Origin of the sequence: Limosilactobacillus rudii (assembly GCF_014145455.1) — a bacterium.
GTDB lineage: Bacteria > Bacillota > Bacilli > Lactobacillales > Lactobacillaceae > Limosilactobacillus > Limosilactobacillus rudii.
This window is the reverse complement of the sequence record NZ_JACIVB010000063.1, coordinates 98,522-122,175: the sequence shown is the minus strand read 5'-3', so window position 1 is coordinate 122,175 and position 23,654 is coordinate 98,522. Positions and strand designations below refer to the sequence as shown.

The following is a 23,654-nucleotide window of genomic DNA, read 5'->3' as shown; positions in this document are numbered from 1 at the left end:
GGGGAAATATTTTTTCACGAGGTCTTTTTTTATGGGGAGAAAAATAATGCAACTAACGAAAAACAAGCAATCAATGATTATATTGATAGTATTGACAGTTTTATTTGGAATTAGTTCATTAAAAAAGGTAGCAGCAAGTGACAATCGAGATTACCAAATTAAACAGAATGATATTTATGTAAAGATTAACCGTAATGGGAGTGCAGATGTTACCCAACAAGTTCATTATCAATTTAAGGGAAAATATCATGGCGTTTTTATCGTCCAAGATACCAAAGGATTAGGAAAAATTAGCCAGATTCAAGTAGCTAAGGATAACCTTCCAATCCATCAGCTACTTGAAAGTCCCGACCTATATTTTACCCAGGCAGCTAATATTGGGCAGAGTGATCAAATTTTATCATTGAATGATCATTTAAAGTTTAATGCTGCCTTTTATCAGCCAAATACTGATGCTGATGGCGAAAAAGCGAAGGGCGATTATCGAATAGTTAGTTCTGTGCCTAGTGAGAATAAGCAGGTTATTACTTATCATTACCATTTAAGTGCAGTTGCTAAGCGGTATCTTGATACAGGTGAAATTAATTGGAAAATCATTGGACGTAGTTGGCAACGAGAATTACAACAAGTTAGGATAACAATAGTAATGCCAGCGGCAAGAGGGCAGCAATCCTTGTGGGTTCACGGTGCAAAGTACGAACATAAGGTATGGAATAGGCACACCGCCACAATAAGTTTGACGGCGGCAGATGTTAACCAATACCTTGAAATTCACCTGCTTTTTCCTAAAGAGGCGATTGATAAGGCACCCTTACATGCTAGTGAACGGGTTGCAATTGCCCAAAAGAAGGAGCGAAGAATTGGGGGTGTTGAACAATTCTTTATTGAACGGCATCCAATAAATTATCTAATCGTAGCGGTTAGTTTAATGATCCCATTTGGTATTTATGGACTTTATTGGCTAATTTATAATCGCCAGAACTTAATTAAGCGGGATCATATTAGTGAACATCTTCATCGTTTTGCCCTTCCTTCCTTACCACCAGTACAGGCTGCTTCAATTTACCAAGCGAGCTTAAGAGAGGATACGGGGATGATTCCCCTAGCGACTGAATTAGCTGCGCTTCAATTAGCGGGAAATATTAAAGTCGAGGGAGAGCAAATAAAATGGGAAAAAGGAACTGCCGAAGATTCAAAATTTATCTACTTTTTAACGCATAATTATGGCGACGAGAATAACCAAGTATCATTAAAACAGGTTAGAAATGATAATGATAATACCCTTTATAATCATTGGCTTAGTACCAAGGAAAAATGGAGTAGCTTAGGTGGCAAAGTTAATCCGGCGAAGGCCAGTTTTGATAAGTTCTCGTGCATTTATTTTTTAGGAGTAGCGTTCATTGCTTTCTTATGTTCACGGCTAGTTACTAATGGCTTTAGCATTGGCCTACTTATCGGTGCCCTAGTTCGAATAAGTGAAATAATGATAATTGGGGTTGGGTTAAGTGTTTGGCAACCGTTTGAAAAGATCAAGCAGCTACTTTTTAGAAAATACGATTTTAAAATAAGTTATTGTTTATATAGCTACGTCCTTGGGCTGATTGTTTGTATTCTTTTATATATTGCCGCTAGTTTTGATCATAATATTAGTAGTATTTTTGGACTTGGTTTTAAGACTATTTCTCAACCAATAATTGTTGGTGTTTTGATATGTGGCTTGGGGTTACAGGGATTGAACGCATTAGTTGATTACCACTATGTATCTTATAGTAAAAAGCAGTATCAAGATTTGACCGAAGTACTGCAATTTAAGCAAATGATCCACGATATTGGTCGATTTAATAAAAAGCAGCTCCCAGATCAAGCACTATGGGGAGAATACTATGTTTATGCAACAGCAGTCGGTGAGACAAGTGAATTTATAAGGGGATTAGAGAAACAATTTGGCGCAAAGTTAGTGGCTAAAAATCTTGACCAACAGTTGCAAGGCTTTTCTGCAAATGAATGGGAAGTTCAGCAGTTTGCTAACAGAATAATTAGTAATAGCGAGGCCAAGGTAGGCAATGATGGTTCCGAAAGTTCATTTGATAATTCATCAGGAGGCTGGGGCTCTTCTGGCGGTGCAGGTGGCGACTCTGGTGGCGGTGCTTTCTAAATAGCAGGCCTAATAATAAGGTTGTTTATTAATTTTAAATTGATTACTTCACAAGAAGACATTGTTGTGCTATATTATTAATCAATGATAAATAGATTAAAAAACAATTAAAGATTATCATTATAAATTAATTAAGGAGTGACGACAATGACACAATTTAAATATTCAAAGCGTGTTCCAGCAGATGGTACGGATGCGGTTGGCGCAATTTTACAAGCAGCGGCGGATCCTAAGATTATTTCGTTTGCTGGTGGATTGCCGGCACCCGAACTGTTTCCTGTGAAAGAAATGAAAGCAGCAGTTGATAAGGTCTTCGCTGAGCATGGTCAAGAAGCAATGCAATACGGAGCTGCCAAAGGGGTAACAGCATTGCGTAAGGCTATTCAGCAGCATGTTAAGGAAAAAGAAGACGTTGATTCAGAATTAGATAATGTCTTAGTTACTACCGGCTCCGAACAAGTATTGGATTTGGTGGGCAAGGCATTTGTTGATCCGGGAGATACGGTTTTAGTTGAACAACCAACATATCTTTGTGCTTTGGATGTTTTTCGGTCTTATGGTGCTAACTTTGTTGGGGTAGAGATGGACGAAGAAGGCATGAAGATGGATGCCTTAGAGAAAGCATTAGAGGCTAATCCAAATACAAAATTAGTATATACTGTCCCTAATTTTCAAAATCCAACTGGTCGGACGATGACGGTTGAACGTCGTAAGAAGTTAGCAGAGTTGGCTGAAAAGTATGACGTTTATGTCTTAGAAGATAATCCTTATGGTGAAATTCGTTTTGCAGGTCACCATGTTCCGGCAGTTAAGTCATTTGATAAGTCCGGACATGTATTTTATATGAGTACATTTTCTAAGACTTTGGCACCGGGCTTTCGTTTGGGCTGGGTTGTTGCTGATAAGAATGTTGTAAATAAATTAACCGTTCTTAAGCAATCGGCAGACCTTCATACAGACAACCTAGCTCAATATGCAGTAGCTCAGTTCTTAGAAGATAATGATCTTGATGCCCATGTTAAAGAAATCAGTGACTTGTACGGCAAGCGAAAAGACTTAATGCTAACAGGAATTGAAAAGTACTTCCCAGCAGGTGTTAAGTATACAGATCCTGAAGGTGGAATGTTCTTATGGGTTGAAGTACCAGGAGTAGATGACACGGTTGAATTATTTAAACAATGCCTTGAGCATAATGTAGCATTTGTTCCTGGGGACCCATTCTTTGCTGGTAAACCACAACCAGGGGCTTTCCGGTTGAACTATTCAAATATGAAAGAAGACCAAATCGAAGTAGGACTGAAGCGGCTTGGTGAAGCTTTAACTGCCGCAACCAATAAATAGGATAAAATTCGGCCATTAAAATAAAATCCTGGTTAATAAGATTGAGGAATTATTCCTTGATCTTTTTTATTTGGGCCTGTACTTCAATTAAATTTTGATTATAATTGTAGTAATTGCTGAAAGTTTTAAATATTCGGGTTTCACGCTTTTATTTTGATTAGCGATAAGCATTATTAAAAACTCTATGGAAAAGGAAGTTTTAATAATGACGTTAATTGATTTTAATAGTGCATGGATAGCGTCTACTGTTATCATTACATTAATGACGATGTTTGGTTTATCTTTCATCATTAGTTTTATCTTTTGGTTGGTATATCATCAAAATATTCGTAAAGGGCAATAACTAATGCTTACAGTAATTTTTACCTTAATTTGGTGCATTGCCTTGTTTGTCTTTTTGTTTTATTCCCTAATCAGTCTTTTGTTCCGCGTAATTTCATATCCACGTGATTTTTATCGCTTTGCCGGTAATCAACGGCCAGCAAAGATTGATTCATCTTTACATTATTTTGTGATTGTTCCGTGCTTTAATGAGGCAGGGGTGATTCAACGAACACTAGTCAAATTACTTCAATTTGAAAGTTTTGAAGTAGTGGTGGTTGACGATGACAGCAGTGACGATTCCGTTGCGCAAATTAAAATGATTAATAATCCGCGTCTTCATTTGTTACGGCGGCATCTTCCTAATGCTCATACTGGTAAGGGAGATGTCCTTAATTTTGCTCTTGATTATATTTATCAGAAAATAATCCCGCGGGGTATTCCGTTTGATAAAACAATTATTGGGGTTGTTGATGCTGATGCGCAATTAGCAGAAAATGCGCTTCAACGGTTAAATGCTTATTTTTCATCGCCACAAACGAGCATCACGCAAATGCGGGTTAAGATGTACCCGCGTTTTAAGAATGAATTACAGATATTGCAAGATATTGAATTCTTTAGTATCAACCATATGGCGCAAATTATGCGGATGTATACCAGGACGGTTGGCTTAAGTGGCAATGGTCAATTCTTTCGCTTACAGCCAGTTCTTAATAAAATTGGCCTGCACCCGTGGGGAAATGCTCTTCTCGATGATTATGAATTAACGATAAAGATGATGCTCAAACATTTACACGTTGATTATATGACCGATACATATGTTTACCAAGAGGCCTTGACTTCACCACGACGCTTTATTCGGCAACGGAGTCGGTGGGTACAAGGTGACCTTAATTGTCTTAAATATTTGCCACGCATCATAAAGAGTAAGGTCCTTAGTCGTACTCAGAAGTTGGGGATATATTATTTTCTTGTGCAACCGTGGCTAAACCTATTAGCTGATTTGGCAATTATTATCTTAACAGCTGTTACGTTAATTAATTGGCAGTATCTTTACAAGGGAATGCCATTATTAATGTTAATGATAGTTGTCATTGGATTAGTAGTTTTTTCACTTTTCTGGGGAATAGTATTTGGCTTGTTCTATCATCATGATTTGAAGCATTTTAACGAACCGCGATTACGGCTATGCCAATCACTGATATTACCAGTTGGTATTTCATATATGTATATCATCTTATTCTTTAGTATTATAATTGCTTTTTGGCGGTGGTGTTTTCATGAAAATTCGTGGATTAAAACTGAGCATGGCAAGAAAGTAAGCTAATGAAAGAAAAGCAAAAAATCAGGAATGCCATGCTAGAAGAAATTAGGAAGGTTAGACAACTTTCTGGAATGTTATAAGTAATTGGGGAAGATAAAATGAAGAAAATTAAAGTAATGTCTGTATTTGGTACTCGGCCGGAGGGAATTAAGATGGGACCGGTTGTTAAAGCATTAGCTGATGATGATCGTTTTACATCGGTTGTCGTTTCAACGGGACAACATGCGGAGATGCTTCAACAGGTTCTAGATGTTTTTGCGGTAAAGCCGGATTATGATTTGAAGATAATGAAGCCGGGGCAAACATTGACAGGAATTACGGTTACAACGATGACCAAATTAGAACCAATTATTCAAAAAGAGCATCCTGATATTATGTTAGTACATGGAGATACTAGTTCAGCCTATGCAGCAGCTCTAACGGCGTTTTATAATCAGGTTGCGATTGGACACGTTGAAGCTGGACTACGGACCTGGAATAAGTATTCACCATATCCAGAAGAAATGAACCGGCAAATGATTGATGACTTAGCAGACCTATACTTTGCACCGACAAAGACAAGTGCGCATAATCTAGCATTAGGAAACCATCAACAAGGGGTAGTTATTACAGGAAATACGGCAATTGATGCGTTACATTACACAATTAACCAAGATTACCAGCATAGTGTACTAGATGAAATTGATTCAGAGCATAAGATAATCTTGCTAACGATGCATCGGCGGGAAAACTGGGGCCAGCCAATGGAAGAAACCTTTAAAGCAATCAAAAAAGTGGTAGATGAACGAGAAAACATTGATGTTATTTATCCAGTTCATCTTAATCCTAAAGTCCAAATGGTTGCTAAAAAGATTTTAGGTGGCGATAACCATTTTCATTTGATTGCACCATTAAATGTTGTTGATTTTCATAACCTGATGAGTAAGGCGTTACTAGTGATGAGCGATTCTGGTGGCGTTCAAGAAGAAGCCCCTGCTTTGCATAAACCCGTCCTGGTATTACGTGATACTACTGAGCGACCTGAAGGAGTAAGTGCGGGTACGCTTAAACTAATTGGTAATCAGTATGAGAATGTTGTGGAGGAGCTATCAACGTTGCTGGATAGTGAAGATGAGTATCAAAAGATGAGTGAGGCAAAGAATCCGTATGGTGATGGGCGTGCAAGCAAGCGAATCCTTGATGCAATCGCCAAGTGGTTCGAACAAAAATAAATCATAAAAATTTCTTTACAGAACTTTTGATAGTATGTTAAACTATAAAAGTTGATTAAATATGACTCTGCCTAAGACTCAGGTGGCGAAAGCCTTAATTATAATGCCTGCCGAGGAAGAAATGAAAGTTCCTTCTCTATGTCTGCGGTCATAGGGATTTTTTATAAATCCGATCAAAAATACATTGCAGGAGGTGAAAATTCATGAGTGAAGCAGCTATTGCTAAGAAGGCTGAGATCGTTAAGCAAACAGTTGATATGCTTAATGCAGCCCAATCTGCTATCGTTGTTGACTACCGTGGTTTAACCGTTGCTGAAGTTACTGACTTACGTAAGCAACTTCGGGACGCCGGTGTTAAGATGTCAGTTATCAAGAACAAGATTCTTGATCGTGCCGTTGAAGGTACTGATTATGAAGGACTTCGTGATACTTTTGTTGGTCCAACTGCCGTTGCCTTCTCTGACGAAGACCCAATTGCTCCAGCTAAGATCTTGAAGAAGTTCGCTGATGATCACGATGCTCTTGAAATCAAGGGTGGTTTCATCGAAAAGAGCATTAAGACTCTTGACGAAATCAACGAATACGCAACTATGCCAGGTCGCGAAGACCTATTGTCCATGCTTGCATCTGCATTACAAGACCCAATGCGGAAGATTGCACGTGCAGTCAAGGCTATTGCCGACAAGGAAGACGAAGCCGCATAATTGTCGTATATCGATACAATATAAAATTAAAATTAATTACCTAAATATTGGAGGAAATAAACATGGCTTTTGATAAGGATGCTATCATTGCTTCATTAAAGGAAGCATCAATCTCTGACCTTAACGACTTGGTTAAGGCTATCGAAGAAGAATTTGACGTTTCTGCTGCTGCTCCAGTTGCAGTTGCAGGTGCTGCTGGCGGTGACGCTGCTGCTAAGGACAGCTTCACTGTTGAATTAACTGAACCAGGTTCAGCTAAGGTTAAGGTTATTAAGGCTGTTAAGGACATCACTGGTCTTGGCCTTAAAGACGCTAAGGACCTTGTTGATGGTGCTCCATCAGCTATCAAGGAAGACGTTAAGGAAGACGAAGCTAACGACATCAAGGAAAAGCTTGAAGCCGCTGGTGCTACTGTTACCCTTAAGTAGTCTTATTTCATTAAGTGATAAGGATAGGTTGAGTTTAATTACTCAGCCTATTTTTTATTTTAAACTACTATTTTATTTGTTTTTTATCTTAATATAAGACAAACACCCAATAATAAGCCTATTATCTTTTTAAAGCACTTAGTAGAATAATTGTTGAAAGCAATGTAAGTGGTTTCTTAATATTTTTAGGGGAGGAGATATTATGTTATTCCAGGTTTACGGTAACCAAGCGGGGTGGCAATTACTTGGCTGGATAATGGTATTTATTTGTCTGATTATTGCAAACGAAATTGCCCGGCGAAGCAAAATTGGGGGACTTTTTTTCTTTGTTGTTTTGCCAGTAGTTTTAACGATTTATTTTGCTGTTATTTATATTTGTGCAGGTCAAGGTCAATCATGGGCGCTCCATAATCAGACTTACGTTCATATGAACAGTTGGTTTCACTATGCTAAGCTGTATGCAGCAACTTTTGGTTGTATTGGTTTTATGATCTTAAAATATCACTGGGGCCATCTTGGTAAAGCTTATTGGTTTAAGTGTTTTCCATTTGTTATTGTCGCAATTAATATTTTTATTGCGGTAGGAAGTGATTTTGAATCAGCAATTCGTGGAATGAATGCTCTGCAAACAACGGGGAGTCAATGGTGGCTTTCGTCTGAGGGCGTATGGCTTTATGGTGGTTGGTGGAATGTTCTGAATGGAATTGCGGGTATTATCAATGTATTTTGTATGACTGGCTGGTGGGGTATTTATTCTTCCAAAAATGAAGAAGATATGTTATGGCCAGATATGACTTGGCTTTTTATCCTTGCATATGATGTTTGGAACTTTGAGTATACCTATAATAATCTACCGACACATTCTTGGTATTGCGGAGTAGCATTACTACTTGCACCTACATTTGCAGCAGCTTTTTGGAATATGGGTGGTTGGATTCAAAATCGGGCAAATACTTTAGCAATTTGGTGTATGTTTGCGCAAGTAATTCCAGAATTTCAAGATAGTAGTAAGTTTGCTGTACTACCGGTTTTATATAAAAATGGAGTTATGAATCCATCTGTTCATCCAGGAAGCGCTGATCCACATATGATGGGAATTATTGCAGTGTTATCATTAGCAATTAATGTTGTTGTTTTTGCAATCATTTGGAAACGGGCTAAGGCAATGGACATTAATCCATACACTCATGAAGTATTTATTGGTACTAAGGATTATGAAGAGGCAATGGTACGAGCTCAAAAGTGAGATAACATAAAATGATAGCGGTTTAAACATTGCTTTGGATAATTAAAGATAAATTAAATGACTAAAGTTGACTAATTGCCAATTTTGGTCATTTTTTCTTAATATTTTGTGGTTTAAAACGCAAAAGGCCCAGAATATAAAAATACTCTGAACCTAATGATCTTTATAGAGGTGGGGAAACCAAAATTTGATGAATTAGGTTTTCTCCTCAATGTATTATTGTTACGTTAATCCGTGGTACGTTTTGTACCGGGTTTCTTCAAAAGTCTGCTTGATTAGTTAGTTGAGTGGTGTGTTGTGCTATCTTCATTAGTTCGGTAGCCGAAGTAGAATTGGATAGCTGCAATTGCAATATTTACCCAGTTCATAGCGATAAACCAACCATTGATTGCGCTTGCATCGTGTGATACACCATAGTAAACCCAAAAACCAATAACAATTGCACAAACGTTGATCCAAGCGAAAGTCTTTTGTAGTATTTGATTGTTAAGTTGGAACCACATCCAAATAACGTTGATAACAAACCAAATAGCTAAGATCCAAAAAATAACATTGAACAACATAAGACATCCCTCCTTAGGGCCCGCATGGAATTGATGGGTAAAAACCATCAACCTCAATTACATTGACTGTGAAAAATTACTTACTGTGTTTGATTAAGTAACAGTGACTGTAACCGTTCGAATACGGAAAATAATACCTATTCGATATGCTTGCGCTGATAATATGCGGTTTGCAGGTGAATTTAATCGAAATTGCAAAACAATAATTAAGAGAGAAGAAGACCAGTTAATAACATTTAGTTTTTAGAAAGCTGTTGCTTTGCATCTTCATAGCCATCAACATAGTCCTGAAGCGCATGCATCTTACCTCTGATAAACCTATTAGTAACATTAATAATCCGTTGCGGATACTTACGAAACGGCTCTAGCGCCTTATAATCTTTAACGGCCCGATTGTACCCTTTTCGATATGCGCTAATTTCCTTTTCACTGTTATTCATAGGACGAACTTTCTTTTTAAACATTATCATCACCTCTTTTGTTGCCCTACCATGATAGTACCAAGGATATAAGATTAATGCTAATAATATGATATAAAAATTTAAATAAGTATATAAATAAAGAAATAGCTATTGTTTCAACACCGTTGGGAGGAGAATAGCTATTTCTTATTTTTTTCTTTTAGTAGTGTCACAATCTCCTTAAGGTATTGTACTTCTTCGCTTGTTTTGACCTCTTTATTATCTTCATTATCTTCTTTTTTACGGAAACGATTGATTGCTTTTACCATTATAAAGACAACAAAGGAGATAATTAAGAAGTTGATTACTGCATTTAAGAAACTTCCATATCTAAATTGAGCATCGCCGACTGTCCAGACTAAATTCGAAAGATCAATTCGGCCAACAAAAATACCAATAAGCGGATTGATAATGTTGTTAACTAGGGACTTAACAATTGATGTAAAGGCTGCACCAACGATGATCCCCACTGCCATATCAATTACGTTTCCTCGTGCAATAAATGCCTTAAATTCTTTTAACATATATTCTCTCCTTTTATCTTTTTATTGGGACAATTACCTTGTAATAAGAGTCTATCAAGGAAATTTTAATTAATTATGATTAATAATTCTTTTTTCGCTAATTTATAAAAAAATTAAATCTTTAGTCCGTATTGTATACTATATTTATTAGTGATATTATATGACGTATAATATAGTGAGAACAAAAGGAGGGGAATAATGAAAATTCAAATAACAGCAGATTTGCTGGATGGAATGGTTTTAGCAATTCTTGAACGTGATGATTATTATGGTTATGCATTGACCCAGCGGATGCAATCAGCAATTACGATTTCAGAATCGACCATGTACCCAGTTTTACGGCGGTTAAAAAAAGAGGGGTATTTAACAACTTATGATCAGCCTTATCAGGGGCGAAATCGACGTTATTATCAAATAACTGCGGCTGGTAAAAAGCATTTACAACGTATTCGAAAGCTTTGGCATGATTATAAAGAAAGTTTAGATGGAATCTTTTATGTAAAACGTAAGGGGGATGGTAAAGATGACTGAACCGCAAAAGTATATTAATGACCTAGCAGCGTATTTAAGTCCATTAGCGGCTAAAGACCGAGATGATGCTTTAGAATTTTATGACGAGTATATTGCGGATGCAGGACTTAATACGCGGAAAGCAATTGAAGAAAAATTGGGAACGCCGCGGCAATTGGGTCATAAGATCTTGGCTGATTATTCAATTAAGGTGAATGACAAAGCAGCCAAGAAGGGACCGGCATCCGCTAAATCAAGTTGGCGTGTTTTTTGGTGGGTGTTAGTAGCAATTATCACTTCGCCAATTACTCTTGGTTTGGGTATTGCTGTATTGGCAGTATTAATTGGTATTGGTGCTGCTGCTTTGGGGTTGATTATTGGAATAATTGCAATGATCGGCAGTATTGCAGTTATTGCAGTAGTTGCGTTATATGCCGGAGTCACATTACTTATTGTTGAACCTTTTAGTGGCTTATTTTATCTTGGGATAGGTTTAACACTAATTGGTTTATTCCTTATCTGTGTGCCATTATCATACTGGTTGATTCGGTTGATTGCTCAAGGAATCGCTAACTTTGCGAAATTCTTGTATAACAGGATTCAAGCAAGGAGGGAAGCTAAATGAAGAATGTATTTAAAATAGGCGGAGTAGTATTAGTAGTTGGTTTGATCATCCTCGGGATTGGCTTCTTTAACGGTGGAAATAAAACAGTATATTTTGATGGTAGTCGGCCTAGAATTGTTCATAACCACGTTTATCATTTAAGTACTAATAAAAGTTTTGAACGTGTTGATATTTCAGCTTCAACAGCAAATGTAGTTATTCGTGAAGGAAAAAAGTATCAGGTTGCTTACTATGGAGTAGGTGGGCATGTGCCTGCAGCTACGGTTCATAATCAGGTTGCTTCTCTTCGCCAGACCGGTGGAGCTTTATATGCTCTCAACCTTAATAGCTACCGAGACCAAGATTTAATTGTTATTACAGTTCCTCATGATCAACCGTTAGCAGGGCAAATTCATTTGGATAGCGGTGATTTAACAGTTAAAGATATCAACCTTGAGAATGCTCATGTTAAGGTAGATTCAGGAGATGTCGACTATCAGGGGGTAACGTTAAATAATGGCCAGACTAGCATTCAATCAGGGGATTTTGAAGGTCAACAGCTAACAGTTTACGGTCACTATACTGTCAAGAATGATAGTGGGGACAATACTGTTACTAATACGACTGTCGATGGATACGAGCTTCAAACTGATGATGGCGACAATGAACTTAATGGTGAAGATAAAGGAAGTCAGACGCTTACTGAGAATACATCGGCAACGAATGTTCTAAAATTAGTAACTCAATCTGGTGATAATGAAGTAAACTAATGTCTAGTGACTGTCATAGGTCAACAAATATAGAATTATTTAAAATTAATAAAGCGCTGAAGTTACGGTTAACCATAACTTTAGCGCTTTAACTTGTTGTTAATTAGTTTTCTTCTACGCCAGTACCATCGTAGCAACGTTCAAGTAATTCCTTGAGTTGGCTAACAAGTGGTTCAACTGGGTTAGTAGTAGTACATTGATCTTCGTAGGCGAGGCGAGCAAGATCATCAACAACCTTGTCGAAGTCTTCACGCTTAACACCATTTGCCTTTAAGCTTAACTTAACACCACATTCGTGAGCAAGTTCGATAACTTTCTTAGCATATGCTTCAGCCAATTCTTCATCAGTATTACCTTTCAAACCGATGAACCGTGCAATATCAGCATAGTCCTTAGTTGCGTGGTAAGTTTCGTAGTGTGGCCAGAGAGCAAGCTTTTGTGGCCGCTTAGCGTTGAAACGGATAACTTGTGGCATTGCAATAGCGATCATTAAACCGTGAGGAAGGTCAAATGCTCCTCCCATCTTGTGGGCAAGTGAGTGGTTGATACCTAAGAAGGCTTGACCAAATGCCATCCCAGCCATTGTTGAGAAGTCGTGCATCTTACGACGAGCTAACTTATCACCTTGAACTGACTTAGGAAGGTTTTCCATAACACCTTTGATAGTTTGTAATGACCAACCACGAGTGTAGTCAGTTGCCATTACTGAAACGTATGATTCGGTTGCGTGACATAAAACGTCCAGTCCAGTCCAAGCAGTAGTTGTTGCAGGAACAGTTTCAACGAATTGTGAATCAACGATGGCAATGTTTGGTGTTAAGGCGTAGTCAGCAAGTGGGTACTTAACGTGGGTTTCAGAGTCAGTAATAACCGCAAATGGAGTAACTTCTGAACCAGTACCTGAAGTAGTAGGGATACCAATAAGTTGTGCCTTAGTAGGTTTCTTGATTTGGTAAGCACGCTTACGGATATCAAGGTACTTTTGCATGACACCATACCATGAAGTTTCTGGGTGCTCATAGAACATCCACATAGCCTTAGCAGCATCCATTGGTGAACCACCACCAAGAGCAATAATTGTGTCAGGCTTGAAGTCGTTCATCATTGCGACACCCTTTTCAACAGTATGTGTTGATGGGTCTTCTTCAACGTCATCAAATACTAAGAAGGCAGTGTTATTTTGACGTTGACGTAATTGGTCGATAACACGTTGAACGTAACCCCGTTTGCTCATTCCTGGACCGGTAACAATAAATGCCCGATCAATGTTTGGAATATCTTGCAATTCTTTTAGTGAGTTGCGTTGAAAGTATACTTTTGGGGGGATCTTAACCCATTGACGATTTTCACGCCGTTTTGCAATTGTTTTGATGTTTAAGAGATCCCAATCAGTAACGTTATGTGAGATTGAGTTACTACCGTATGAACCAGTACCTAAAGTAAGTGATGGGGTCATGTTGTTGTAAATATTACCGATACCACCAATACCAGATGGTGAGTTAACGATGATCCGTGAAGCACGCATTTCAAGACCGTACTTAGTAGCTAAGTCATCATCGAGTGTGTGAATAGCAGCAGTGTGTCCTTCACCACCATAGTGTAATAATTGAGCACAGATATCGAAGGCATTTTCGTGGGAAGTTGCCTTGTACATTGTTAATACTGGTGAAAGCTTTTCAGCTGAAAGTGGGTATTTGTCACCAACACCTTCATATTCTGCGATGATAACTTTGGTGTTGTCAGGAACTTTGATGCCACACATGTCAGCAATTGCATTAGCGGAACGACCAGCAATAGGACCACGAACTTGGTGACGGTCTGGATCGATAAAGCCGTCAGTAAATTTATCAATTTCGTTTGGCTTCAAGAAGTAACAGTTCCATTTTTGGAATTCTTCTTTAACCTTGTCATAGATTTCTTCATCAACAACAACTGAATTTTCAGTAGCACAAATCATACCGTTATCGAAAGTCTTTGAAAGAACGATATCGTAAACTGAACGTTCGATGTTAGCAGTCTTTTCGATGTAGGCAGGACCGTTACCAGGACCAACACCAAGGGCAGGGTTACCAGAACTATAAGCTGCTTTAACAAGGGAAGGACCACCAGTTGCTAAAATAGTAGCAGTGTTAGGGTGTTGAAGCAATGCAGTGGTATTTTCACGACTACTTTCAGGAAGCCATTGAATCATGTTCTTTGGCGCACCAGCTTTTTCGGCAGCTTCTTGAAGAATTTTTGCGGTCTTGATAGATGACTTCATTGCTTGACGGTGGAATGAGAAGATAATTGTATTCCGCGTCTTAGCACTGATGATTGATTTGAAAATTGTAGTCGAAGTAGGGTTAGTAACCGGAACAATTCCAGCAATGACACCAAGAGGATCGGCAATAGTGATTGTTTGGTCTTCATCGTTGTCTTCGATAATACCAACAGTCTTATCGTGACGGATGTTGTTCCAAATATATTCACTTGCGTAGATGTTCTTGATAGCCTTATCTTCGGCAATACCACGACCAGTTTCGTTAGCAGCATCAATTGCTAGATCCATGTGATGTTCTTCAGCAGCAAGGGCCATTGCTTGACAAATCTTGTCAACTTGCTCTTGTGAGTAATAACGTAACTGTTCGAAAGCAGCTTGGCTCTTAGCCATTAAATCATTAACTAATTTTTGGGCATTTTGCTTTTTTTCTTCAGCAGTTAATTCTTTTTTTTCAACTTGTTTCTTGTTGTTAGCAGGCATAATTGAAATCTCCTTTTTTCAATTCTTTTTTGTTAACCTTTGAACATGTATAATATTACTACATTTTTTTGCGTTGTAAATACCTTTGTGAATATTTAAACAATGGTTACAAGTATTGAATTCGCTTACATTGTTGAGCTGATAATGCTAATAAAACAGCAAAAAAGATTGGTATTATTTTTAGAATACATGGCCTGCTTTTCTGACCTAGTCTTTATGATTGATTTATATTTCACAATAAAAAGAAAGTCGATAAAATAGTCAAAAAATAACATTATGCGTTTCTTTGCACATCTACGGAAAAGTTACGATATTGTGAGGATAATAAAAAGATGCCAACGTCCTTTAATTGAACGATGGCATCTTTTTATTATAATTAATTAATCGCGAGAATTTTTATCTTTACCTGCATTTGGATCTTTAACGTCATAATCGCTATCACTCATTGCTTCAACGGCGCCCATGCGATATCCATTACCGACTTGGCTAAAAAAATCGTGGTTAGAAGTCGATGTAGAAATACCATTCATAACAACCGGATTAACGTCAGAAGCAGTATCAGGGAAGAGCGGGTCCTGACCAAGATTCATTAAAGCCTTGTTAGCATTATAACGAATGAAGGTCAAAACATCATCAGTCCAGCCAACTTGATCATAAAGAAGGTGAGTATACTTTTCTTCATTATCATAAAGTTCATAAAGGAAGTTATACATCCAATCTTTCATGTCTTGTTGTTGCTTTTCAGTTCGATCGCGCATTCCCACTTGGAACTTATAACCAATGTAAGTACCATGAACCGATTCGTCACGTAAGATAAGTTTAATGATTTCAGCTACGTTGTTTAATTTGTTGTGACCAAGATAGTACAGAGGAGTATAAAAACCAGAATAGAATAAGAAAGTCTCTAAGAAGACGTTAGCAACCTTCTTTTTAAGTGGATCCTGGCTTGGGTCTAAGTACATATTGGCAATCTTAACAGCCTTGTTTTGTAAATATTCTTCAGTGTCAGACCATTCGAAGATTTCTTTGATTTGGTCAGGAGTATTAAGAGTTGAGAAGATTGTTGAGTAACTTTTAGCATGAACTGATTCCATAAATTGGATATTGTTTAAAACAGCAGTCTCATGTGGCGTCTTAACATCTTCTTTAAGAGCAGTTAGTCCTGCTTCTGATTGGACAGTGTCAAGAAGGGTCAAACCACCAAAAACATGGCCAACAGTCCATTGATGATCATCATCTAATTCACGCCAATCATCCATATCATTGGCAACAGGAACCCGTGTATCGAGCCAAAATTGTTCTGTTAATTTTTCCCAAGTTGCTTTATCGATCATATCGGAAACTTCATTCCAGTTAATCGCATCGTAATGATTTACAGGTTTAAATTCTTCCAGTTTCATTGATTGAGCTCCTCCAAATACCTTGCTCTTAGTAAGCATGATAGCTTACTAAATAGCCAATTATACATAATATCAAGTTTACCAGTGCATTACATTTAAATCAAATGGGAGCTGAAAGTTAAATCACACAGCTTTCACATTGATTAGCACCAATTTCGTCATTGTCATCAGTAAAAGTTCGGATATAATAAATCGACTTGATTCCTCGTTTAAATGCATAGTGCCGTAGAATATTGAGGTCACGGGTAGTCATTTTTTCGGTTCGGCCATCTTTCCATTCATAGAGGCCAGCGGGAATTGTTGACCGCATAAAAAGAGTCATGGAAAGAGACTGATCAACGTGCTGTTGAGCAGCAGCGTATGTATCAATTACTTTACGCATGTCCATATCATAAGCGGAACGGTAATACGGCATTGTGTCGTTTGAAAGATATGGAGCCGGGTAGTAAATTTTACCAATCATCTTTTCTTGCCGTTCTTCAACCCGGTTAATAATTGGGTGCAAACTAGCCGTTGAATCATTGATGTAGGAAGTCGAGCCGTTAGGTGCCACGGCAAGCCGATATTGATTATATAGCCCGTCTTTCATGACGTTTTCCTTAAGCCGTTGCCAATCTTCAATTCCAGGGATAAAAATACCATTAAATAACTTTTTAACAACGTCTGACTGTGGTCCCCAATCTTTGTTGATGTACTTATCAAAATAGGAACCATCGGCGTACTTGCTGTTTTCAAAATCGTAAAAAGTTTCTTGCCGTTCTTTAGCAATCTCATTTGAAGCTACTAAGGACCAGTAATTTAAGAGCATAAAGTAAACACCCGTAAACTCTATTGCTACTGGACTACCGTATTGAATATGGTGCTTGGCGAGGTAGCTATGCAAGCCCATCGCCCCTAAGCCAACAGAGTGTGCAAGCCGGTTTCCATTTTGGATTGTGGGAACGACATCGAGATCTTCAACATCACTAATTCGGGTGAGCCCACGCATCATTGCCTTGATTGACTTGCCAAAATTAGGACTTTCCATCATATTGGCGATATTAGTTGAACCAAGATTACAACTAATATCAATTCCCATTTCAGAGTACGATTGGTCGTTATTTACTCGCGCTGGAACTTGAACTTGAGCAATTTCCGAACAAAGATTACTCATAACAATTTTACCATTAATTGGGTTATCGCGATTTTCAGTATCAATATTAATAATATATGGATAGCCAGATTCTTGTTGTAATTTGCTAATCTCGTCTTCAAGATCTCGTGCATTAATTTTTTTCTTACGGATATTATCATTTGCGACTAAGCTATCGTATTCTTTAGTAATATCAATGTAAGAGAAGGGTTTACCGTAAATTCGCTCGACATCATAAGGACTAAAAAGATACATATCTGCATCTTTTTCGACTAGCTCATAGAATTTGTCTGGAACAGTAATACCAAGTGAAAGAGTTTTTAATCGAATCTTTTCATCCGCATTTTCTTTTTTGGCCCCTAAAAATTCGATGATGTCCGGGTGAAAGACGCTTAGATAAACGACGCCGGCCCCTTGACGCTGACCAAGCTGGTTAGAATAAGAGAAGCTATCTTCTAATAATTTCATTACCGGGACAACTCCGCTTGCAGCCCCCTCAATTTTTTTAATTGGGGCTCCTGCTTCACGAAGGTTACTGAGGTTAATACCAACGCCACCACCGATTTTAGAGAGCTGGAGGGCAGAATTAATGGTACGTCCAATTGTGTTCATATCATCTGTAGTTTGAATTGCAAAACATGAAACAAATTCCCCCCGGCGTTTCCGGCCAACATTAAGGAAAGTAGGAGTAGCTGGTTGGTAACGTTGATGGATAATTTCATCAGCAAGCTGCATTGCCAAGTCTTCATCACCGTTTGCGAGGTAAAGGGCGTTCATAGCAACACGGTCAATGTAATTTTCAAGGTAGTATTCCTTATCATTGGTCCGCAAAGCATACTGAGCGTAAAATTTATAAGCGGCCATAAATGAATGAAAATGGAAGTCTTGATCTTGGAGATATTTATAAAGTTTCTTGATGAATTCACCACTATATTTGCTCATGAAACCCTTTTCAATATAGTCGTTGTCTTCTAACCATTGAAAACGTTCTTGAAGGGATGAAAAGTGCTTAGTATTTGGTTTGACATTTTCTTTAATAAAGTCTTCTAAGGCCATTTTATCTTTATCAAGTTGGATTTGCCCATTTTTTGGAATATTAACCTCATTGTTGTAATCATAATATTTGACCTTCGTCATATCGATATCTGATAATGCCATATTAATAACTCGCTTTCTAAGATGATTTAATTTTGTCAATAAAGAAGCCAGCACAACAATATAAATTGCTGCCTGGCAAGGTTGTTAATGCTATTTGATTTAGGCAAGCTGATTTAGTTGATCGGGACGAAAACCAGAAAATGCATTGCCATTGGGAAGCTTAACCACCGGGGTAGCCATGAAGCCTTCAGATTTTAATTGGGATACATATTCTGGCTGTTCATCTATATTGTGTTCAACAAACGCAATTTTATGCTGCTCTAAGAAACGCTTGGTCATTTTACACTGAATACAATTATTCTTTGAAAAGACAGTTACCATTTTAATTAGCCTCCTAAACGTTAATCGATGTTTTCTAGTATAGCGGGGAATTTAAAAAAATCAATTAAAAAAGTACTATATTTCGTGCTAAGTAAATAGTGAAACACAATATATAGTATTTAATACTGGTGATGTCACCTGTGAAACTTTTTTTGTAAAAAATATAAGCAGGTGATTAGTCAATCATAAATTAGTTTGAAAAGCTAAATTAATATTATACACTGAAAAACAGGATAATTTTAAGCAAATGGAGAAAGTAAATGGAAAAAAATAATTCATCATTACTAGCTCAGCAAAAATTTATGCGGATGGCAATTGATGAAGCACAACAGGCTAAGATTTTAAATGAAGTACCGATTGGCGCAGTTGTCGTTCATGATGGACAAGTAATTGGCCGAGGACACAACATGCGGGAAAAATTTCAAGATGTTACCTATCATGCGGAAATGCTTGCGATTATGGAAGCATGTACGAACTTACATAGTTGGCGGCTTGAAGATTGTGACCTATATGTTACCCTTGAGCCATGTATTATGTGTAGTGGCGCGATTATCAACGCACGAATAAAGAACGTCTATTATGGGGCACCTGACCCTAAAGCAGGGGCAGTGGACAGCTTATACCACCTTTTGACTGATTCACGCCTGAATCATCAAGTAAATGTTTATTCAGGAATTCTTGGTGATGAGTGCAGTCAAATGTTAAAAAGTTTTTTTCGGGAAATAAGACGGCGGCGAAAGGAAGCACGACGAAAAAAATAAAACTACCCCCTAGCATTTTAATGAAAAATAGTGTATCATACTATTTGCCGTAAGGCCTTAGGGCAAGGGTGCGCTTACGAACCGTGTCAGGTCTGGAAGGAAGCAGCACTAAGTATGATGTACCTTGTGCTCTAAGTTTTATTGATAATTGAGCTGATCTGTAGTATTTTACTGCAGATCTTTTTTTATAATCAAAATTTGAGCTAGTAATCTTGTCAGATAATTAATAAATATTTTCCTACTGTGTAAGGCAAATTCCTTGTATAATATTCTATAGTATTTTTAAATTTAGAAAGGAAGTCTGGCGATGAGCTATCAGGCGTTGTATCGTGTTTGGCGGCCACAGCGATTTGATGATCTTATTGGTCAACAGGTTGTTACAAGAACCTTAAAAAACGCAATTATTACTCACCAAATTAGTCATGCATACCTTTTTGCTGGTCCACGGGGGACAGGAAAAACATCAGCGGCAAAAATCTTCGCAAAGGCAGTTAATTGTCATCATTCTCAGGATGGCGAGCCTTGTAATGAGTGTGCGACATGTAAAGCGATTACTAATGGGCAGCTCAATGATGTTATTGAGATTGATGCAGCTTCTAATAATGGTGTAGAAGAGATTCGTGATATTCGTGATAAAGCAAAGTACGCACCAACGCAAGCTGATTATAAAGTATACATTATCGATGAAGTTCATATGTTGTCGACAGGAGCTTTCAATGCTTTATTAAAAACGCTTGAAGAGCCACCTGCTAATGTGATCTTTATTCTTGCAACTACTGAGCCACATAAGATTCCGTTAACAATTATTTCGCGGGTTCAGCGATTTGATTTTCGACGGATTTCTGCCCAAGATGCTTTTGATCGGATGAAGTATATTCTGGATCAAAAACAGGTAACCTACGACGAAAAGGCTTTATGGGTAATTGCTAATGCTGCAGAAGGTGGGATGCGGGATGCTTTGAGTATCTTGGATCAAGTGTTGTCCTTTAGTGACAATAAGGTTAGTCTTGATGATGCCTTGTTAGTTACAGGTAGTGTTACAAAGCAACTTTTAAAGCAGTACTTTTTACAGGTGTGCCAACATGAAGGTGCGACCGCCCTCAATACGATGAAAGATATTCTAGCTGAGGGAAAAGATGGGCAGCGCTTTATTGAAGACCTGATTTCATTTATTCGCGATGTTTTATTGTATCAAGAATCACCAGAATTGATTAAGGTTGAGAGTACCGGTTTAAAGAAAGAAGACTTTCAGCAGTTGTCACAGGCAGCATCCTCGGACATCCTTTACCAAATGATTGATGAGTTAAATAATATTCAAGAAGAGATGCGATTTACTACTCATCCGGATGTATACTTAGAGGTTTTGACGATTAAGTTAGGTCAGGTTGGACAACAGGCGACAGCACCGGTATCTCAGAGTATAAGCCAATCTGTTGCGCCTGGTGTGTCAAATGATACAATTAACAAATTACAGCAAGAAATACAGCAGTTACAGCAAACGGTTAAGCAGTTACAAGAAGCTCCTGCTAAGAATGCGCGGGTAAGTACTCCTGTGCGTCAAAAAAGTGAGCAACCACGAGTCCAACAAAAGAAAGTTCATGTTAATATTAATAAGGTCTACCCAGTACTTGAAAATGCTACTCGACAAGACTTAGTCAAGGTGCGTGATCTATGGGGCGATATGCTGAATATGCTATCGGTTCCGCAACGATCTTTATTACATGTTTCGCAACCAGTTGCAGCAAGTGCGGTGGGGATTATTGTAGCATTTGATTATCCTTTCCTATTCCAGCAAGCGGCAGATGATACAACACTGCTGAAAAATATGGAAGATGCATTGCAACGGTTAACGGGAAATGAACGTCAGGTTGTATTTGTGCCTAAGGATAAGTGGCCACAAATTAGACGTGATTTTCTTCAAGATCATGGCTATGGGAAAAAGAATTCCCAGGCTGACAAACAATCAGGTTCGCCAACGAGTCAGACCAGTGCTGCGGCACCAGCTGTATCAGATGATGAACCGCCGTTACCACCGGAAGAGGATGCACCGGTTGAAGAAGCTTCAATCAAGGATAAACAGGTTGCAGTTGCTCAAAAATTATTTGGTAGCGATGTAGTAAAAATAGAAAATAATTAAAAAGGATGGATGATATTATGATGCGTGGAATGAATATGCAACAAATGATGAAGCAAGCTAAGGCAATGCAAAAGAAAATGATGGCAGAACAAGAAGAACTAGCTAAACAAGAATTTGTTGGCAAGGCCCCCGATGATATGGTAACTGCTACTTTTACCGGAGATAACCAATTAATCGATTTAAAGATCAATCCTGAAGCGGTTGATCCTGATGATGTTGATATGCTTCAAGACTTAGTTATTGCCGCGGTTAAAGATGGGATGAAACAAGTAAGTAACGCTACACAACAAAAGCTTGGTAAATACACACAAGGTATGGGGTTATAAAAGTGATTCAATACCCAGAACCATTAGCAAAATTAATTGAGAGCTATACCAAGCTGCCAGGAATCGGCCAAAAAACCGCTACCCGTCTTGCTTTTTATACGTTGAGTATGCAAGAAGACGATGTAACAAATTTTGCTAAGTCGCTTTTATCGGCTAAACGCGACCTGCATGATTGTAGTATTTGCGGTAATATTACGGAAGATGATCCGTGTCCGATATGTCGGGATAAGACAAGGGACCGTTCACAGATTTTGGTTGTTGAACAATCACAAGATATTATGGCGATGGAAAGAATGCATGAGTATCATGGCCTTTACCATGTCCTACAGGGAGTAATTTCACCCGTGGCGGGTACTGGCCCTGAGGATATCAATATCACCAGTTTGCTTAAAAGACTTAAGAAAGATGATGAAGTAAAAGAGGTTATTATTGCGACCAATGCTTCCTCCGATGGTGAGTTGACAGCTGGTTACCTTGCTAAGTTGATTAAGCCTGCGGGAATTAAGGTGACACGGTTGGCGCATGGTCTTTCCGTTGGTGCTGATATTGACTATGCAGATGAAATGACACTATTTAAGGCAGTTCAAGGGCGGACGGAGATGTAAAAGAATGTTTTTTAAGCGCGCATCAAATGAAGTTGAACACCAGCGAAACGAGCGACTCCTTGATGCGGTTTATTCTACTAAGGCTAGCTGGGATCATGCACGCGAGACTGAACGAGCAGTATATGAAGCAAATGTCAACAGTGAGCTTCATTATCGCTCACGGATTCAGGAGCAAAAATTCTTATACTTGTATAAGCTTGCTCGCAAATTCAAAGTGCATGGAACGTTAAACCAGGGTGTTATAGACCGCTAGGAGAGTATGATGGACGGAAAATTTATTTCATTTGAAGGACCGGATGGCGCTGGTAAGACTAGCGTTATTCGGCAGATTCAAGAAGAGCTTGAGCAGCAGTTAGGCGAAGAAGAATTAATGTATATTCGTGAACCAGGCGGCAGCAGAATTTCAGAGGAGATTCGTCAATTATTATTTGATAATAAAAATACTGATATGGATCCACGGACTGAAGCATTGCTTTTTGCAGCATCACGACGCCAATTAGTGGTTTCTGAAATAATTCCAGGATTAAAAGCAGGGAAGGTTATTTTATGTGACCGTTATATTGATAGTTCGATTGCTTATCAAGGAGCAGGCCGCGGACTTGGCGAAAGAGAGATTTGGACAATTAACCAGTTTGCAATTGATGGTTTGATGCCTGACCTAACGATTTATCTTGATATTGAATCAGAGCTGGGGTTGACACGAATTGCCAAACATCGCTCAAATCAGGTTAATCGTCTTGATAGAGAGAAACTAGCTTTCCATCAAACCGTGCGGCAGTCATACTTGCGGCTTCAACAACGGTATCCTGAGCGAATTAAATTGATTGATGCAAGTCAACCATTGCCAGCTGTAATCAATGATGTAAAAGCAACAATTCATGACCGATTTTCAGAGTTATTTTAACGAAAAGG

24 protein-coding genes, 1 other RNA gene and 1 other annotated feature are annotated in these 23,654 nt (G+C 38.3%); of the genes, 18 read left to right on the top strand and 7 right to left on the bottom strand.

Going from position 1 to position 23,654, the window contains the following annotated elements; genetic code table 11:
- Positions 1 to 46 precede the first annotated feature (46 nt).
- The 8 genes from H5S39_RS11185 (at position 47) to H5S39_RS11150 (ending at position 8,730) form a co-directional block, all read left to right on the top strand.
- Positions 47 to 2,155 (top strand): DUF2207 domain-containing protein, encoded by a 2,109-nt coding sequence (locus H5S39_RS11185; RefSeq protein ID WP_182597145.1) that lies wholly within the window; start codon positions 47 to 49, stop codon positions 2,153 to 2,155.
- A gap of 147 nt (positions 2,156 to 2,302) precedes the next feature.
- Positions 2,303 to 3,496, top strand: coding sequence for an aminotransferase-like domain-containing protein (locus tag H5S39_RS11180; RefSeq protein WP_182597144.1), 1,194 nt, complete (start codon positions 2,303 to 2,305; stop codon positions 3,494 to 3,496).
- Positions 3,497 to 3,701: 205 nt separating this feature from the next.
- A complete protein-coding gene (locus H5S39_RS11175; protein ID WP_182597143.1) occupies positions 3,702 to 3,839 on the top strand; it encodes a hypothetical protein in 138 nt (45 codons plus the stop codon).
- A 3-nt stretch (positions 3,840 to 3,842) separates the two neighbouring features.
- Positions 3,843 to 5,144, top strand: coding sequence for a glycosyltransferase family 2 protein (locus tag H5S39_RS11170; protein ID WP_182597142.1), 1,302 nt, complete (start codon positions 3,843 to 3,845; stop codon positions 5,142 to 5,144).
- 95 nt (positions 5,145 to 5,239) lie between these two features.
- Positions 5,240 to 6,352, top strand: coding sequence for a non-hydrolyzing UDP-N-acetylglucosamine 2-epimerase (gene wecB / locus H5S39_RS11165; protein ID WP_182597141.1), 1,113 nt, complete (start codon positions 5,240 to 5,242; stop codon positions 6,350 to 6,352).
- Positions 6,353 to 6,404: 52 nt separating this feature from the next.
- Positions 6,405 to 6,524: a sequence feature (ribosomal protein L10 leader region), on the top strand.
- 31 nt (positions 6,525 to 6,555) lie between these two features.
- Positions 6,556 to 7,056, top strand: a complete 501-nt coding sequence (gene rplJ / locus H5S39_RS11160; RefSeq protein WP_182597140.1) for a 50S ribosomal protein L10 — start codon at positions 6,556 to 6,558, stop codon at positions 7,054 to 7,056.
- Between the two features lie 62 nt (positions 7,057 to 7,118).
- Complete coding sequence (gene rplL / locus H5S39_RS11155; protein ID WP_003666310.1) at positions 7,119 to 7,484, top strand: 50S ribosomal protein L7/L12; 366 nt, start codon at positions 7,119 to 7,121, stop codon at positions 7,482 to 7,484.
- Positions 7,485 to 7,686: 202 nt separating this feature from the next.
- Complete coding sequence (locus tag H5S39_RS11150) at positions 7,687 to 8,730, top strand: DUF5692 family protein (protein WP_182597139.1); 1,044 nt, start codon at positions 7,687 to 7,689, stop codon at positions 8,728 to 8,730.
- Positions 8,731 to 9,005: 275 nt separating this feature from the next.
- Here H5S39_RS11150 and H5S39_RS11145 read toward each other — a convergent pair whose 3' ends face one another.
- The 3 genes from H5S39_RS11145 to mscL form a co-directional block, all read right to left on the bottom strand.
- Complete coding sequence (locus H5S39_RS11145; protein ID WP_182597138.1) at positions 9,006 to 9,293, bottom strand: hypothetical protein; 288 nt, start codon at positions 9,291 to 9,293, stop codon at positions 9,006 to 9,008.
- 236 nt (positions 9,294 to 9,529) lie between these two features.
- Positions 9,530 to 9,757: a hypothetical protein gene (locus H5S39_RS11140; RefSeq protein WP_182597137.1), complete on the bottom strand. Its 228-nt coding sequence runs from the start codon at positions 9,755 to 9,757 to the stop codon at positions 9,530 to 9,532.
- Positions 9,758 to 9,894: 137 nt separating this feature from the next.
- Positions 9,895 to 10,278 (bottom strand): large-conductance mechanosensitive channel protein MscL, encoded by a 384-nt coding sequence (mscL, locus tag H5S39_RS11135; RefSeq protein WP_182597136.1) that lies wholly within the window; start codon positions 10,276 to 10,278, stop codon positions 9,895 to 9,897.
- A gap of 198 nt (positions 10,279 to 10,476) precedes the next feature.
- On the opposite strand from mscL, the gene H5S39_RS11130 reads away from it, so the two are divergent.
- The 3 genes from H5S39_RS11130 to H5S39_RS11120 are packed head-to-tail and all read left to right on the top strand — an operon-like array spanning position 10,477 to position 12,162.
- A complete protein-coding gene (locus H5S39_RS11130; protein ID WP_182597135.1) occupies positions 10,477 to 10,809 on the top strand; it encodes a PadR family transcriptional regulator in 333 nt (110 codons plus the stop codon).
- Complete coding sequence (locus H5S39_RS11125; RefSeq protein ID WP_182597134.1) at positions 10,802 to 11,413, top strand: DUF1700 domain-containing protein; 612 nt, start codon at positions 10,802 to 10,804, stop codon at positions 11,411 to 11,413. The genes H5S39_RS11130 and H5S39_RS11125 overlap by 8 nt, the downstream gene beginning before the upstream one ends.
- The gene (locus H5S39_RS11120; RefSeq protein WP_182597133.1) at positions 11,410 to 12,162 is read left to right on the top strand and encodes a DUF4097 family beta strand repeat-containing protein; all 753 of its coding nucleotides are present in this window, start codon (positions 11,410 to 11,412) and stop codon (positions 12,160 to 12,162) included. Before H5S39_RS11125 ends, H5S39_RS11120 begins: the two co-directional genes overlap by 4 nt.
- A 103-nt stretch (positions 12,163 to 12,265) precedes the next feature.
- Here H5S39_RS11120 and adhE read toward each other — a convergent pair whose 3' ends face one another.
- The 4 genes from adhE to nrdH all read right to left on the bottom strand — a co-directional run bounded on the left by adhE (position 12,266) and on the right by nrdH (position 18,913).
- Positions 12,266 to 14,902 (bottom strand): bifunctional acetaldehyde-CoA/alcohol dehydrogenase, encoded by a 2,637-nt coding sequence (adhE, locus tag H5S39_RS11115; RefSeq protein ID WP_182597132.1) that lies wholly within the window; start codon positions 14,900 to 14,902, stop codon positions 12,266 to 12,268.
- Between the two features lie 380 nt (positions 14,903 to 15,282).
- Positions 15,283 to 16,302 carry a class 1b ribonucleoside-diphosphate reductase subunit beta gene (gene nrdF, locus H5S39_RS11110; RefSeq protein ID WP_182597131.1) on the bottom strand — a complete coding sequence of 340 codons (1,020 nt, stop codon included), beginning with the start codon at positions 16,300 to 16,302 and terminating at the stop codon, positions 15,283 to 15,285.
- Between the two features lie 118 nt (positions 16,303 to 16,420).
- Positions 16,421 to 18,592: a class 1b ribonucleoside-diphosphate reductase subunit alpha gene (gene nrdE / locus H5S39_RS11105; protein ID WP_182597130.1), complete on the bottom strand. Its 2,172-nt coding sequence runs from the start codon at positions 18,590 to 18,592 to the stop codon at positions 16,421 to 16,423.
- 99 nt (positions 18,593 to 18,691) lie between these two features.
- Positions 18,692 to 18,913: a glutaredoxin-like protein NrdH gene (nrdH, locus tag H5S39_RS11100; protein ID WP_153930482.1), complete on the bottom strand. Its 222-nt coding sequence runs from the start codon at positions 18,911 to 18,913 to the stop codon at positions 18,692 to 18,694.
- A 260-nt stretch (positions 18,914 to 19,173) separates the two neighbouring features.
- Between nrdH and tadA the strand changes: the two genes are divergently transcribed.
- The 7 genes from tadA to tmk all read left to right on the top strand — a co-directional run bounded on the left by tadA (position 19,174) and on the right by tmk (position 23,646).
- Positions 19,174 to 19,674: a tRNA adenosine(34) deaminase TadA gene (gene tadA / locus H5S39_RS11095; protein ID WP_182597129.1), complete on the top strand. Its 501-nt coding sequence runs from the start codon at positions 19,174 to 19,176 to the stop codon at positions 19,672 to 19,674.
- Positions 19,675 to 19,722: 48 nt separating this feature from the next.
- Positions 19,723 to 19,820, top strand: an RNA gene (gene ffs, locus H5S39_RS11090) — signal recognition particle sRNA small type.
- 161 nt (positions 19,821 to 19,981) lie between these two features.
- Positions 19,982 to 21,811: a DNA polymerase III subunit gamma/tau gene (dnaX, locus tag H5S39_RS11085; protein ID WP_182597128.1), complete on the top strand. Its 1,830-nt coding sequence runs from the start codon at positions 19,982 to 19,984 to the stop codon at positions 21,809 to 21,811.
- A 17-nt stretch (positions 21,812 to 21,828) separates the two neighbouring features.
- Positions 21,829 to 22,137, top strand: a complete 309-nt coding sequence (locus H5S39_RS11080) for a YbaB/EbfC family nucleoid-associated protein (protein ID WP_231832891.1) — start codon at positions 21,829 to 21,831, stop codon at positions 22,135 to 22,137.
- A 2-nt stretch (positions 22,138 to 22,139) separates the two neighbouring features.
- Positions 22,140 to 22,742, top strand: coding sequence for a recombination mediator RecR (gene recR / locus H5S39_RS11075; RefSeq protein ID WP_182597126.1), 603 nt, complete (start codon positions 22,140 to 22,142; stop codon positions 22,740 to 22,742).
- A gap of 4 nt (positions 22,743 to 22,746) precedes the next feature.
- On the top strand, positions 22,747 to 22,995 hold the full coding sequence (locus tag H5S39_RS11070) for a YaaL family protein (RefSeq protein ID WP_182597125.1): 249 nt from the start codon (positions 22,747 to 22,749) through the stop codon (positions 22,993 to 22,995).
- Between the two features lie 9 nt (positions 22,996 to 23,004).
- Positions 23,005 to 23,646 (top strand): dTMP kinase, encoded by a 642-nt coding sequence (tmk, locus tag H5S39_RS11065; RefSeq protein ID WP_182597197.1) that lies wholly within the window; start codon positions 23,005 to 23,007, stop codon positions 23,644 to 23,646.
- Positions 23,647 to 23,654 lie beyond the last annotated feature (8 nt).